We start from the raw sequence: 13,759 nt of genomic DNA on the forward strand, positions 1-13,759 counted from the left end.
TTACTCATGTTTACCCGGATCAAGACGGCGACGGCTCAGGATCCGCAGCAGACGCCACAGCACCCACGCCAGCAACACCACGCTAATGGCAGCGAATATCGCAAGCAGGATCGGGTGGTTGGCCAGCGCATACCAGATACGCTCAAACCACGGCAGATGCCCGACGTAATAGACATCGCCCACGCGCAGGCTATTGACGCCCGATTCACGCACGATAACGACCGAGCCATACATCGCGGCGCGTTTGCCGCTGTCGTTCAGCGCGTCATTCAGCAATTCATAGCCGCGCGGGCTGTCTGCAAGCAGCGCCACCACACTGCGCTGATCGTGATACGGCGACTGGAAGCCCACAATCGCGGCCACCGGCCCGGAAGAGCGCACTGCGGTTTGTGCCTGCGGCTGGCGGTCGCGGGCGTCGGTATCAGTGAGTGTCACCTCACGCGTCGGCGTTTTCACCCAGCTTTCGGTGGCCTGAACCAGCATGTCGACACGTTTTTCGTCTTTCAGCGAGTCCGGCAGCGCGCCGATCACCAGAATGTCAGCGTCTTTATCCTTCATCTTGCTGCCATCGTCGGTGATAGTCAGATTCACCGCCGGGAAACCGGTCTGCGCGCCGATGGTGCCGGTGGTGCTCAGCAGCGCGGTGAGCTGCGCCGGATTAGGCTGTTTCGGCATCACGATAAGCGTGTCGGAGAGATCCGCCATGCGGCTGTACGGGAAACCGGCATTGGCGAAAGAGCGCAGGTCCGGCATCGCGATAAAGTGATGGTAATTCGAGAAATCCAGGGTGGAGTCATCGCCGACCACCACGCGGTTCGGCACCGTCTGGAAGGTGACGCAGTTTTCCAGCGAGCCGCCCGGCAGCGGGTTCATGTATTCGAAGTCGAAACGCAGCTGGTTCGCCGCACCCAGACGCAGCGTCGGCAAGGTCACTTCGCTCTTGCCATCCAGCAGCCCTTGCAGCAGCGGCAGGCGCAGCAGCAGGCGGTTGGTTTCATCTTTCGGCACCAGGTTGAAGGATTGCAGGAACTGGTTGTTCAGGCTGATATCCATACGCGAGTTATCGCGCGTGGCAGGCGCCGTATAACGATAATTCAGGCGCATATCGATGCCGTTGCTGCGCAGCAGATAGAGATCCGGCGGCAGGTTGAGCGTCAGGTTAATCGGGTTCGGTTCAAGGCCAGTCGCCTGTAGCTGTTCTTCATAGTTTTTCAGCTCACCGAACGTTACCGCGCGGTCGGTGCGTACCCAGTTTGGCGCGTCGTAAGGCTGGCGCGCCAGCAGCGGTTTCACCTCGCCCACCTCGACGCTGTCGCCGCGGAACAGCAGACTGCCCTGGGCGATGCCTTTAGCGGCCTGCAACAGATCGTTATCGTCGCGCCCTTCAATCACCAGCAGTTTCACCCACGGGTTTTGCGGATGGCTCATCATGCGCACCATCGGGCCTTTGGCAGGCGGCAGGTCGCGCAGGAAGTCCGGGCGTTTATCGTTGGTGGCGAACACCACCGCATGGCGCGTCGGCAAGGTGTTATACATCACGGGGAAGTGCTGACCGCGCCAGCCGGAGCGTGAGCCAAACCAGGACGACACAATGCTCGCCGCCTGCTGGGTGACGAGATCCGGCGACGCGGCAAAGACCATCGGCAGCTCCAGCGGACGGTTATCACGTGGGTCAAAGAACGGCACCGGGAAGTGCGACAGGTCATTTTGCAGTTGCAGCGTCTGGAAGGTGAGGTTCAGCGCACTGCTGCGCCCGATATCCATCCATAGCGTGTTGCTGGCCTGGTTTTCACACACGTCGCGATAATGGCCGACAAACTCCAGACGCACTCGGTTGAAATCGCTGACGTAGAGCGGGTCGATAGGCACCTGTGCGGTGGTTTTCTTGCCGAGCTGTTCTTTGGTGACCGGCAGCACGTCCATCAACTCATCGTTAAGATAAACCTTCAGCTGCGACTGCACCGGCAGCAGTGATGGCGACGGGGTGTAAGTCAGGTTCAGGGTCGCTTTGGAGATAACTTCGTCGCTGCGCATACCGAACTCAACAAAACCGTCCGGACTGGTGCCTTTAAGCACCATACTGCCCGGCGGCGGCGCGATGGTGGCGAAACTGAGCGTGACGTCGCGCGCAGGCGCGCCATCCTGAACGACCGGCGCTCCGGCCCCCTGAACGCCTGGCATCACCTGGCCCAGTACCGCCCCTTCTGTGGCGGGCGCAGGCTCGTTGCCGGCAACCGGCGGTGTGGCTGGCGTTAACGCTTCGCTACGCGCAGGCGTCGCGGTCATGACGCCTTGCGTGGCGGGAGCGACCACCGGCACCGTCGGCGCGGCGGTGGCGTTTGGATTGGTGGTGGCTTCAGGCGCGCCGTACGCTACAGGCAACAGGCTCATTCCTACTGCTGCCGCGCACATCCAGGAGAGTTTTCTTTTCATCGCATATTCATCATTGTTGAGCCATAACCGGGAGCGCACGCTCCCCCAGCGACGTCCGCTCCGGACGACGGGGGATAAACGACACTATCCAGGAAACCAGCGTGGTAAGGGTGCGAAAGACAATTTTTAATGACGCTGGCGCGAATTCCGCCAGGTGGCGATATCCCCGGAAGCCGAGCTTGAGGATATCGAGCATGCTTTCCAGCGGTTTGTCTTCCGGGAAGCTGTCCTGCCAGAGCGCCCAGGTATCGGCGCGCGCGAAGGTACATTGTACAAAATCGATATGCTGACGCGTGGTCAGCCCGTCGAGGTTCAGGCCCACTTCATCACCAAAGACGCGCACGACTTTCGCCGGGAAGACATATTCCTGCGCGCCGCGTTTCATCAGCAGATTCACCTTCTGCCCTTGCAACAACTGCGCGCCGCCGTGGATTTTAATGCCCAGGCCGCCGTCGGAGTAATCCTGCACCGTACACGAGAAAAGATGGCCGTCTTCGCGGGCGATCGCCGCCGGCATCACCATTTCCACGCGATGCGCGCGGCGCACCTGTTTGCTTTCCACCGACACTGCCACCGCGCCGCCGAGGATAATCAGGTTATAGAAAACCCACACGATACTGACTATCACAGTGAGCATCTCGTTGGCCGGGCCGTAGAAATAGCGCCAGATGCCGACCAGCACGCCAAAGAGGTTAATCAGCACCAGCATCAGGTACGGACGCGAAATAACCCAGTCGACATACTCTTCTTCCACCAGGCCACCTTTCGCGGTGACGTTAAACTTGCCCTTGTGGGGGTTGAAGAGCGCCACCATCGTAGGCCGCGTAATATACCAGGCGAGCACCGTTTCGTAGATTTCACTCCAGAACGAATGGCGATACTTGCCCTGGATTTTGGAGTTAGTCAGGCTTGCGTGCGCCATATGCGGCAAAACAAACAGCGCAATCATCAACGCCGGGGCGTAGATGATATAGGCATGCAGCAGCAGGAATGCCAGCGGCGCGGTCAGGAAGATAAGCCGCGGCACGCCGGAGAGGAAGTGCAGCATCGCGTTGACGTAACAGAGCCGTTGTCCGAGCTTCAGCCCTTTGCCAAACAGCGGGTTATCAAGACGGAAGATCTGCACCATCCCACGCGCCCAGCGAATACGCTGGCCGATATGGGCCGAGAGACTTTCCGTCGCAAGCCCCGCCGCCTGCGGAATACGCATATAGGCGGAGGTGTAACCGCGCCGGTGCAGGCGCAGCGAGGTATGGGCGTCTTCGGTGACGGTTTCTACCGCAATACCGCCGATTTCATCCAGCGGGCCGCGGCGGATCACCGCACACGAGCCGCAGAAAAAGGTGGCGTCCCACATGTCGTTACCGTCCTGCACCAGCCCGTAGAACAGCGTCCCTTCGTTCGGCGTTTTACGAAAACGTCCCAGGTTGCGCTCAAACGGGTCCGGTGAGAAGAAGTGGTGCGGCGTCTGCATCATCGCGAGCTTTTTGTCTTTCAGGAACCAGCCCAGCGTTAATTGCAGGAACGAGCGCGTCGGTACGTGGTCGCAGTCAAAAATCGAGACAAAATCGCCTTTCGCGAGCTTCAGCGCGTTGTTGATGTTGCCCGCTTTGGCGTGTTCATGGGTCGTTCGGGCGACATACTGCACGCCGACCGACTCCGCAAAAAGGCGGAACTCCTCGCGACCGCCGTCATCCAGTATCCAGATGGTGAGCTTGTCTTTCGGCCAGTCAATGCCGAGCGAGGCGTAAATCGTGTTCTTCACCACGTGGAGATCTTCGTTATAGGTCGGCACGAAAATATCTACAGAAGGCCAGGTGTTGAGATCTTTGGGCAGCGGCACCGGCTGGCGGTTCAGCGGCCAGATAACCTGGAAGTAGCCGAGTACCAGCACCACCCACGCGTAGGTTTCCGCCACCAGCAAAACCAGGCCACACACCAGACTCACCGGATCGTTCCAGTTAAGTGTGGAGGTGTAGCGCCACCAGATGTAGCGACAGGAGACGGTCAGCGACAGCACAATCAGCATCAGCGCCGAGAAACGGCCCGGCAGACGCCGCACCAGCAGCGCCACGCCCCACAGCAAGATCAGGAAAATGAACTGCGACAGCGGGTTAAACGGCTGCGTCACGCACAGGATAGCCAGCACCAGTGAGAAGAACACCACCACACCCAGCACAACGCGCCGCAGGCGTGCGTTGATATGTCCCAGCTCTTTTTGCTCGTTAAGGTGGTCAGTTTCATCGCTAAAGCGCTGCGGGAGCGTTTCAAGCCAGACATTAAACCGCTCGCGCCAGACCTGAAGCTTTGAGACGGGTCGCCAGCGCGGCGCGTTAACGGCACGCCAGGGCCGCAGCGTCAACAGCCACAGCCCTTGTAACAGATAGCGCACGACATCCAGCGGACGCGAACGATCAGGATTGATATGCGGGAAGAGCAGCGCGTGCTGGGCGCGAATCGCCTGCCAGCGCGGGTTTTCCAGCGGCAGCAGCAGCCAGGCGAGCGTCAGCCACGCGCAACCGAGTGCCGCGCTGAAAGGCGGCGCGCCGTTGCGACGATAGGTGTAATAACGCTCGCGCAGCCGCGCGCGAACCGGTGGCGCGAGCAGCAGGGCGGAGATGCTTATCATGCCCCTTCACTCCCGTAATGCAGCAGACACCAGTTCGCCAGCGTAATTATCTCTTCCGCCACCAGCGAGTCAGGGCGATATTCGCCCACCGGCTGTTTGGCGGCGAAACTTTCCATCATCGCCTCGTCGCGATGAATGGCAAGCGGTACCAGATTATGCTGCGTCTGTAGCCAGAGCTGCCAGATGTCGTTTTGTACCTGGCTTGAAATCAGGCGGAAATTCGCCAGCACATCGCAACCGTTCGGCAGCGCTTGCTGGTGCAGACGCGCATGACAGTTCGCGTCGGGCTGCACCACGCAAAGCGTACGATCGGCAGCCTGCAACAGGCGGCGGGTGACGTCATCAAAACCGCACGGCAGATCGATAAGCACCCAGCGCCAGTGACCGCTCGCCTTGAGCGCCTCAAGATGCCGGGCAAACGCGCTGAGCGGGGCGGCCAGTGCGCCCGCGTTTTCCCACTCGGCCTGGCGCAGCGCGCCATACGGCAGTACGTCGAGCCCCGGCGCGTAACGCCAGGCGGTAGACTGCCAGGGTTTATCGTCCAGCAGCGCGCGCGCCCAGCCGTCGGCGTGGTCGAAATCGATATTAAACGCAAGGCGCAGCAGGTTATCCGGCGAGGCGTCAATCACCAGCACCGACTCGCCCAGCTGATGCAGCGCCCAACCGAGCGCCGCCGTTAATGACGTGGTGCCCACGCCGCCCCGCACGCCCTGTAATGCCAGAACGGTCATCCTTTGTGCGCTCCTGAATCACGACGCGCTAATTCCGCTAATAACGGCCAGCGCGCAATCGCGGTCGCGAGTTTTTCGCGTTGAGAAATATCGGTGTAGTCGAGGTCTGGAAGTGAAAACACCCGGCTGAGTGCTTCAAAATCATTCTGGAAGGTATAGCCACGATCGGGCTGGCGTGCGGCCTTAGCATCATTCTCAGGCATATATTCTATTTTTCCTTAGAGCAATTTCACTAAAGCCAGCAAACGATAACAGAGAACCCGCGCAATCCCGGTTTGCATGCTAATGATCATGTTCTTTAATTTCAATGTTAGGTTTATTTCTTGGCTTTCGCTAGTAAACTGACAGTCATACTCTTTATATATTGAGGGCGCCATGGCTCTTGTTTTTTCAATTGGCATTGATTCGCTATGGGATGAGCTGCGTCATATATCGGCTGGCGGAACGGGATGGATAAACTGCGACCGCTATAGCGATGCCATTACGCTCGTGAATCAAACCCTTCTGGCGCAAACGCCACAGGCGAAAGTCGCCATCATTACGATGGACGCCGCACCAGAAACGATTATTGCGCCATTACCTTCCACACCGGAAGGGCCGGATGAAGTACGCTTGTTTACCCTGCCGAACCGTCAGGACGCTTTACATCACCTGCACCGCGATCTGCTTTGTAGTCTTGAACCTGAAAACTATTTTATTGTGCTGCTATGTGCGGAAAACGCCTGGCAAGGTGTTTCGCCCGCACATATTAAAGCCTGGATAAGAAAAAGCCAAAGCTGGGCGCAAGAACAGCATTGTACTTTTCTTATAATTAATTCTGGCGCGCAGGCCGATCAGCAAACCTCAATGCTAATGAGCGAATACCAGCAGCTTTCCGGTCTCGCGACGCTGCGCTATCAGGGCGACGCCTGGCTATACGATGTGGCCTTCTGGTTTAACGATAAAGGCGTCAGTGCCCGTCAGCAACTTCGGGTGACGACCATGAACAACCGTCTGGCGCTGGTGCCGCGCCAGGAAGTGTCGTTACAGGCGCGCAGCGACGAGCGCCGCGTGCTGAGCCATATCGCGGTACTCGAAGGCGCACCGCCGCTTTCCGAGAACTGGACGCTCTTTGAGAGCAACGACACGCTGTTTAACGAGGCGCGTCAGGCGCAGGCCGCGACCATTATTTTCTCGCTAACGCAAAATGGTCAGATTGAAGGGCTGGCGCGCCACGTACACGCGCTGCGCCGTCAGCGCGGGAGTGCGCTGAAAATTATTGTGCGCGAAAACAAAGCCAGCGTGCGCGCCACCGACGAGCGGCTTCTGCTGGGCTGCGGCGCGAACATGGTTATTCCGTGGAACGCCCCGCTGTCGCGTTGCCTGACATTAATTGAAAGCGTGCAGAATCAGGAATTCACCCGCTTTGTGCCGGAAGATGTGAATACGCTGCTGGAGGCGATGCAGCCGCTGAAAATGCGCGGCTATCAGCCGTGGGATGTGTTCTGCAATGCCGTCGGCGCGCTGATGAGCAATGTGCTTATTCCGCAGGACAACAAAGGCATTCTGATCGCGCTGCGCCCGGTGCCGGGTATTCGCGTGGAGCAGGCGCTGACGCTCTGCCGCCCGGGCCGTATGGGCGATATTGTGACGCTTGGCGAGAACCGGCTGGTGCTGTTTCTCTCGTTCTGCCGCATCACCGATCTTGATACCGCACTGAGCCATATTTTTCCGCTGCCAATAAGCGAGTTGTTCTCTAACCGTATGGTCTGGCATGAGGATAACCAGATTGCCGCTGAAATTGTGCAGATGAATACCCTGCGCCCGGAACAGTGGGCCGCGCCGCTGGAGATGACCCGCCAGCAGGCGAGCCAGACCGCCGCCCTGCTTGCCGACGCACCGAAAACGCCCACGCGCCACACACCGACGCCCGTTACGCTGCTAAACGAGGAGCGCGCCGTATGATGTCGATTACCGATATTCTTCAGCTCATCGTGATTTGCGCGCTGGTCTTTATCCCTCTGGGGTATGCGCTTTGCGTGGGAAAACGCCGTATGATGAAAACGCTGCGTCCGCTGCTGTTTCGCCCCCGATTTGTTAAACCCGCTGGTACGTTGCGCCGCCGCTCTACCGTCAAGGCAAACTTAAAACATGACTAATCACGTTCACTCCGCTCCCCTTGCCCGCTCGGGCTGGCAAAACTGGCGCGGCCTTTCCGGCTGGAACTACTATTTTTTGCTGAAATTCGGCCTGCTCTGGACGGGCTATTTGAATTTCCATCCGCTCGCCAACCTGGTGTTTATGGCCTTCCTGTTGTTCCCGATACCGAACCTGCGCCTGCACCGGCTGCGCCACTGGGTGGCTATCCCTGTCGGTATCGGTCTGTTCTGGCACGATACGTGGCTGCCGGGCCCGCAAAGCATTATGAGCCAGGGCTCGCAGGTCGCGGGCTTTAGTACCGACTACGTGCTGGACCTGGTGACGCGCTTTATTAACTGGCAGATGATCGGCGCCGCTTTTGTGCTGCTGGTCGCCTGGATGTTCCTCTCCCAGTGGGTGCGCGTAACCGTATTTGTAGTGGCGATAATGGTCTGGCTTAACGTACTGACCGTAACCGGCCCGGTCGTTTCGCTGTGGCCTGCGGGGAACAGCGCACCTGCCACAGTCACGACAACCGGCGGCGGTGCCGCACCGACGGTCGCGAATGCTGCAGGTACCGTGGTGGCGGGCGATATTCCGCTGCAAACCGCGCCTGCCAGCACGCAGAGCGTTAACGACTGGCTGAACAGCTTCTATACCAGCGAGTCCAAACGGCAGACCACGTTCCCGGCAAGCCTGCCCGCCGATGCGCAGCCGTTTGATCTGCTGGTTATTAATATCTGTTCACTCGCGTGGCCAGATGTCGAGGCCACAGGCCTGATGTCGCACCCACTGTGGTCGCATTTCGACATTGTGTTTAAGAATTTTAACTCCGGCACCTCGTACAGCGGCCCGGCGGCAATCCGCCTGCTGCGTGCAAGCTGCGGTCAGCCGTCGCATAAAAATCTGTATCAGCCCGCCGGTGAGCAGTGCTATCTGTTCGATAACCTGGCGAAGCTCGGCTTTAAACGCCACCTGATGCTGGACCATAACGGCGTGTTCGGTAACTTCCTGAAAGAAGTGCGTGAGAACGGCAATATGCAGGAGCCGCTGATGGATCAGTCAGGGTTGCCGGTGAATCTGCTGTCGTTTGACGGCTCGCCGGTGTTTGACGACACGGCCGTGTTGAACCGCTGGCAGCAGACCGTGAAGAGCGAGGGCAGCGGCGATCGCAGCGCCACGTTCTTTAACCTGCTGCCGCTGCACGACGGTAACCACTATCCGGGCAACAGCAAAACCGCCGATTACAAAGCGCGCGCGCAGAAGCTGTTTGACGAGCTGGACGCGTTCCTGACACAGCTTGAAAAAGAGAACCGTAAAGTCATGGTCGTGGTGGTACCGGAACACGGTGCTGCGTTGCAGGGCGATAAAATGCAGGTCTCCGGCCTTCGTGATATCCCAAGCCCGTCGATTACCCATGTGCCGGTCGGCATTAAGTTTATCGGCATGAAGGCGCCGCATCAGGGCCCGGCTATCGATATCGACCAGCCGAGCAGTTTCCTCGCCATTTCGGAACTGGTTGTGCGAATGCTGGACGGGAAGAATTTTGTCGCCGACAGCGTGGACTGGCAGGGGCTGACCAGCAATCTGCCACAGAGCGCGCCGGTATCTGAGAACGCCAACGCCGTAGTGGTGCAGTACCAGGGCAAACCGTGGGTGCGGTTAAGCGGCGGCGACTGGGTGCCTTACCCGCAATAACCGTAACGCCATTCGCTAAAAAGCCGACGTAAACCGTCGGCTTTTTTATTGGCGGGTGAACAGACTGCCCGCCCTGTATGAATGTTCACCTGACGCCGTAGGGGAAAGCCGCGCAGCGCCTCTCCCTTACGCCATAACAGCGCCCATAAAAAAAGCCGACGCGCAGCGTCGGCTTTGGTTTTCGTTTCACGCACCGGTTAAGGGATACGCGGCTCGCCGGTTTCGTCCTGATCGACCGCGAAACAGGCGACCAGCTGGCCGTTATATTCTTTTAACTGCGGCTGGATCTGCGTACACGGTCCGAAACGGCGACGGCAGCGGGCGCTGAACGCGCACCCCGGCGGCGGGTTCAGCGGGCTTGGCAGCTCGCCGGTGAGCTTAATACGCTCGCGGCGGTCGTCCGGGTTCAGGCGCGGCGTTGCTGAGAGCAGCGCCTGCGTGTACGGATGACGCGGGTTTGAGAAAATCTGGTCTTTCGTACCCTTCTCCACGCAGCGGCCCAGATACATCACCATCACTTCATCGGCGATATGCTCCACTACCGACAAATCGTGCGAGATAAACACGTAGGAGAGACCCAGATCCTGCTGCAAATCCATCATCAGGTTCAGCACCTGCGCACGCACGGACACGTCGAGCGCCGAGACCGGTTCGTCGGCGATAACCACGTCCGGATCAAGCATCAGCCCGCGCGCGATGGCAATACGCTGACGCTGACCGCCGGAGAACATATGCGGATAACGGTCGTAATGCTCGGTCTTAAGCCCCACTTTCGCCATCATCGCCAGCGCTTTCTCACGGCGTGCTTCTTTGCTAAGCGAGCTGTTAATCAGCAGTGGCTCTTCCAGAATCTGCCCCACTTTTTTACGCGGGTTCAGTGAACCATACGGGTTCTGGAAGACTATCTGGATTTTCTGGCGGCGCAGTTTTTGCGCCTGCGGATCGTGCTTGAGCAGATCCTGGCCCTGGTAGTAAAGCTCACCGCCGGTAGGCGTTTCTATCATGGTGAGCAGGCGGCCCAGTGTGGATTTACCACAGCCGGATTCGCCCACGACGGCGAGCGTTTTGCCACGCTCAAGCGTAAACGAGACGCCGTCGAGCGCTTTTACCAGGCGTTCCGGGGCGAAAAGCCCCTTCTTCACCGGGTAGTGTTTTTTCAGGTCGATAGCCTGCAACAGCGGTTGCTGCGTGGTGGCCTCATGCGTGCTCATAATTGGTTGGCCTCCCGGCATCATCGAGGGGATAGTGGCATTTCGACTGGCGACCGTTGTCCACCAGATTTAATGCCGGTTCTTCTGCGCGGCAGCGTTCAGTCGCGTACGGGCAGCGCGGGTTAAGCAGGCAGCCCAACGGACGGTCATATTTGCCTGGCACCACGCCCGGCAGCGACGCCAGACGCGCTTTATCCTGCGCAAACTCCGGCAGGGCGCGCAGCAGCGCCTGGGTATACGGGTGGCGCGGCGCACGGAAGATATCCCGCGCTTCGCCGGTTTCCACCACCTGGCCTGCGTACATCACGATGATTTTGTGCGCCGCTTCAGCCACCAGCGCGAGATCATGGGTGATGAGGATCAGCGCCATGTTCTCTTTTTGCTGAAGCTCCAGCAGCAGTTCGATGATCTGCGCCTGGATAGTCACATCCAGCGCGGTCGTCGGTTCATCGGCGATAAGCAGCTTCGGACGACAGGCTATCGCCATCGCAATCATGACGCGCTGGCTCATCCCGCCCGACAGCTGGTGCGGGTAAACGTCCAGACGTGAAGCCGGATCGGGAATACCGACCTGGTTGAGCAGGTCAATAGCGCGCTGGCGGCGGGTCTTTTTATTGCCGCCCTGGTGCACTTTGATAGCTTCCATAATCTGGAAACCCACGGTATAGCAGGGGTTCAGACTGGTCATCGGATCCTGGAAAATCATCGCCACTTCGGCGCCGACCAGATTACGGCGATCTTTTTCTGAAATACGCTGTAAATCCTGGCCGTTGAACTCCAGTTTGTCCGCCATGACCCGGCCCGGGAAATCAATCAGGCCCATGATAGCGAGCGAGCTGACCGATTTACCGGAGCCTGATTCGCCCACGATACCAACCACTTCGCCCTGGTTTACGCTGTAGCTCACACGGTCTACCGCGCGGAACGGGGTGCCTTCGTCGCCGAAGTGCACCGATAATTTATCTACATTCAGTAACGCCATCTCGTGCCTCTTTACTGCTTGAGTTTGGGGTCGAGCGCGTCACGCAGGCCGTCACCCATCAGGTTAAATGCCAGCACCGTCAGCAGGATAGCGAGACCCGGGAAGGTCACGACCCACCAGGCACTTTGCGCGAACTGCAACACGTCAGAGAGCATGGTGCCCCACTCCGGTGTTGGCGGCTGCGCACCCATGCCGAGAAAGCCCAGTGCGGCCATATCGAGAATGGCATTCGAGAAACCCAGCGACGCCTGAACAATCAGCGGCGCGAGGCAGTTAGGGAAAATGTTCACGAACATCTGGCGCATGGCACCCGCGCCCGCCACACGAGAGGCGGTCACGTAATCGCGGTTCACTTCTACCAGCACCGCCGCACGGGTTAAACGCACGTAGTGCGGCAACGCCACGAAGGTGAGCGCCAGCGACGCGTTAACGATAGACGGGCCGAAAATCGCCACCAGCACCAGCGCCAGCAGCAGGCTTGGCAGCGCCAGCATGATGTCGACAATACGCATGATGATGGAATCGACGACACCGCCGAAATAGCCCGCCACCAGGCCAAGCACAATCCCCATCACCAGCGACAGCACCACCACCAGACAGCCGACCAGCAGTGAGAGGCGCGCGCCGTACATCAGGCGGGACATCACATCGCGGCCTACGTCATCGGTACCAAGCATATGCGCCCAGGTGCCGCCATCCTGCCAGACCGGCGGCGCCAGCAGCGCATCGCGGAACTGCTCCGCCGGGTTATGCGGCGCGATAAAGTTAGCGAAGACGGCAATCAGGATCATGATGACGACATACACCAGCCCGACTACTGCGCCTTTATTACGTTTGAAGTAGTGCCAGAATTCCTGCATCGGCGTCATCGGCACCGGTGCGGCCACCACTTTGTTTTCAGTCATTTGCGTCATGATGGCCCCTTATTTCTTATGACGAATACGCGGGTTCACCACGCCGTAGAGCAGATCGACCAGCAGGTTGACGAGAATAATCATCGTCGCCACCAGCAGCACGCCGCCCTGTACGACCGGATAGTCGCGGCGTTGCAACGCGTCGATAAGCCAGCGACCGAGGCCCGGCCAGGAGAAGATGGTTTCCGTCAGGATAGCGCCCGCAAGCATGGTCCCGACCTGGAGACCAATCACCGTCACGACCGGCAGCATGGCGTTACGCAGCGCGTGAACGATAATAACGCGCATGCGAGTGAGGCCCTTGGCGCGCGCGGTGCGGATGTAATCCTCGCCGAGCACTTCAAGCATTGCCGAACGGGTCATACGCACAATTACCGCCAGCGGAATGGTGCCAAGCACCACGGCAGGCAGGATCATATGCGCGAGCGCGTCGATAAAGTTGCCTTCTTCGCCCCAGATGGCGGTGTCTATCAGCATAAAGCCAGTCAGCGGATTGGTGTCATCAAGGAAAACCATGTCGCTGACGCGCCCCGACACGGGCGTCAGGTTTAACTGCACCGAGACCAGCATGATGAGCATCATGCCCCACCAGAAAATCGGCATGGAGTAGCCAGTCAGCGCCAGGCCCACCGCGGTGTGATCGAAGATAGAACCGCGCTTAACGGCAGCCAGCACGCCCACCGGGATACCGACAGCAATGGCGAAAATCATCGCGCAGACGCCCAGTTCAAGCGTCGCCTGGAAGCGTGGCACGAACTCGTCCCAGACCGGGAGACGGCTTTTCAGCGACATCCCTAAATCGCCATGCAGTACGCCCCAGACATAGTGGAAATATTGCTCCCACAGGGGTTTATCGAGGCCGAGTTCGGCCAGTAGCTGCGCGTGACGCTCAGGGGAAATACCACGTTCGCCCGCCATGATCATCACCGGGTCGCCGGGGATCATATGAACGAAGGCAAAAGTGAGAAGGGTGATACCGATAAACGTCGGGATAACAAGCCCCAGACGTCGGAGGATGAACTGCAACATAACCCGGATTCTCT

General features: G+C 59.0%; 11 protein-coding genes. 3 read left to right on the forward strand and 8 right to left on the reverse strand.

What is annotated here, in order from left to right:
• Genes bcsB through bcsR form a run of 4 tightly spaced genes read right to left on the reverse strand, consistent with a single transcriptional unit; the run spans position 1 to position 5,996 of the window.
• The gene (gene bcsB, locus AFK62_RS19070) at positions 1–2,433 is read right to left on the reverse strand and encodes a cellulose biosynthesis cyclic di-GMP-binding regulatory protein BcsB (protein ID WP_007680502.1); all 2,433 of its coding nucleotides are present in this window, start codon (positions 2,431–2,433) and stop codon (positions 1–3) included.
• 10 nt (positions 2,434–2,443) lie between these two features.
• On the reverse strand, positions 2,444–5,062 hold the full coding sequence (gene bcsA / locus AFK62_RS19075) for a UDP-forming cellulose synthase catalytic subunit (protein WP_007680503.1): 2,619 nt from the start codon (positions 5,060–5,062) through the stop codon (positions 2,444–2,446).
• Positions 5,059–5,793 (reverse strand): cellulose biosynthesis protein BcsQ, encoded by a 735-nt coding sequence (gene bcsQ, locus AFK62_RS19080; RefSeq protein WP_007680506.1) that lies wholly within the window; start codon positions 5,791–5,793, stop codon positions 5,059–5,061. Before bcsQ ends, bcsA begins: the two co-directional genes overlap by 4 nt.
• Positions 5,790–5,996 carry a cellulose biosynthesis protein BcsR gene (gene bcsR / locus AFK62_RS19085; protein WP_007680508.1) on the reverse strand — a complete coding sequence of 69 codons (207 nt, stop codon included), beginning with the start codon at positions 5,994–5,996 and terminating at the stop codon, positions 5,790–5,792. The genes bcsQ and bcsR overlap by 4 nt, the downstream gene beginning before the upstream one ends.
• Before the next feature lie 172 nt (positions 5,997–6,168).
• Here bcsR and bcsE point away from each other — a divergent pair, with 172 nt between their 5' ends.
• The 3 genes from bcsE to bcsG are packed head-to-tail and all read left to right on the forward strand — an operon-like array spanning position 6,169 to position 9,609.
• Positions 6,169–7,737 carry a cellulose biosynthesis protein BcsE gene (gene bcsE, locus AFK62_RS19090; protein WP_007680510.1) on the forward strand — a complete coding sequence of 523 codons (1,569 nt, stop codon included), beginning with the start codon at positions 6,169–6,171 and terminating at the stop codon, positions 7,735–7,737.
• Complete coding sequence (bcsF, locus tag AFK62_RS19095; protein WP_007680512.1) at positions 7,734–7,931, forward strand: cellulose biosynthesis protein BcsF; 198 nt, start codon at positions 7,734–7,736, stop codon at positions 7,929–7,931. The genes bcsE and bcsF overlap by 4 nt, the downstream gene beginning before the upstream one ends.
• Positions 7,924–9,609: a cellulose biosynthesis protein BcsG gene (gene bcsG, locus AFK62_RS19100; RefSeq protein WP_007680520.1), complete on the forward strand. Its 1,686-nt coding sequence runs from the start codon at positions 7,924–7,926 to the stop codon at positions 9,607–9,609. Before bcsF ends, bcsG begins: the two co-directional genes overlap by 8 nt.
• 197 nt (positions 9,610–9,806) lie before the next feature.
• On the opposite strand, the gene dppF is transcribed toward bcsG, so the two are convergent.
• The 4 genes from dppF to dppB are packed head-to-tail and all read right to left on the reverse strand — an operon-like array spanning position 9,807 to position 13,745.
• The gene (dppF, locus tag AFK62_RS19105; RefSeq protein ID WP_053532084.1) at positions 9,807–10,820 is read right to left on the reverse strand and encodes a dipeptide ABC transporter ATP-binding subunit DppF; all 1,014 of its coding nucleotides are present in this window, start codon (positions 10,818–10,820) and stop codon (positions 9,807–9,809) included.
• On the reverse strand, positions 10,807–11,802 hold the full coding sequence (gene dppD / locus AFK62_RS19110; RefSeq protein WP_007680526.1) for a dipeptide ABC transporter ATP-binding protein: 996 nt from the start codon (positions 11,800–11,802) through the stop codon (positions 10,807–10,809). The genes dppF and dppD overlap by 14 nt, the downstream gene beginning before the upstream one ends.
• An 11-nt stretch (positions 11,803–11,813) precedes the next feature.
• Positions 11,814–12,716, reverse strand: a complete 903-nt coding sequence (gene dppC, locus AFK62_RS19115) for a dipeptide ABC transporter permease DppC (protein WP_007680528.1) — start codon at positions 12,714–12,716, stop codon at positions 11,814–11,816.
• Between the two features lie 9 nt (positions 12,717–12,725).
• Positions 12,726–13,745, reverse strand: a complete 1,020-nt coding sequence (dppB, locus tag AFK62_RS19120; RefSeq protein WP_007680530.1) for a dipeptide ABC transporter permease DppB — start codon at positions 13,743–13,745, stop codon at positions 12,726–12,728.
• Positions 13,746–13,759 lie beyond the last annotated feature (14 nt).

The sequence above is a fragment of the Cronobacter condimenti 1330 genome (assembly GCF_001277255.1).
In the GTDB taxonomy this organism is placed as follows: domain Bacteria; phylum Pseudomonadota; class Gammaproteobacteria; order Enterobacterales; family Enterobacteriaceae; genus Cronobacter; species Cronobacter condimenti.

What these genes read in the sequence shown, in the direction of transcription:
- bcsB (WP_007680502.1), bottom strand. Translation starts at nt 2,433, where the DNA reads ATGAAAAGAAAACTCTCCTGGATGTGCGCGGCAGCAGTAGGAATGAGC.
- bcsA (WP_007680503.1), bottom strand. Translation starts at nt 5,062, where the DNA reads ATGATAAGCATCTCCGCCCTGCTGCTCGCGCCACCGGTTCGCGCGCGG.
- bcsQ (WP_007680506.1), bottom strand. Translation starts at nt 5,793, where the DNA reads ATGACCGTTCTGGCATTACAGGGCGTGCGGGGCGGCGTGGGCACCACG.
- bcsR (WP_007680508.1), bottom strand. Translation starts at nt 5,996, where the DNA reads ATGCCTGAGAATGATGCTAAGGCCGCACGCCAGCCCGATCGTGGCTAT.
- bcsE (WP_007680510.1), top strand. Translation starts at nt 6,169, where the DNA reads ATGGCTCTTGTTTTTTCAATTGGCATTGATTCGCTATGGGATGAGCTG.
- bcsF (WP_007680512.1), top strand. Translation starts at nt 7,734, where the DNA reads ATGATGTCGATTACCGATATTCTTCAGCTCATCGTGATTTGCGCGCTG.
- bcsG (WP_007680520.1), top strand. Translation starts at nt 7,924, where the DNA reads ATGACTAATCACGTTCACTCCGCTCCCCTTGCCCGCTCGGGCTGGCAA.
- dppF (WP_053532084.1), bottom strand. Translation starts at nt 10,820, where the DNA reads ATGAGCACGCATGAGGCCACCACGCAGCAACCGCTGTTGCAGGCTATC.
- dppD (WP_007680526.1), bottom strand. Translation starts at nt 11,802, where the DNA reads ATGGCGTTACTGAATGTAGATAAATTATCGGTGCACTTCGGCGACGAA.
- dppC (WP_007680528.1), bottom strand. Translation starts at nt 12,716, where the DNA reads ATGACGCAAATGACTGAAAACAAAGTGGTGGCCGCACCGGTGCCGATG.
- dppB (WP_007680530.1), bottom strand. Translation starts at nt 13,745, where the DNA reads ATGTTGCAGTTCATCCTCCGACGTCTGGGGCTTGTTATCCCGACGTTT.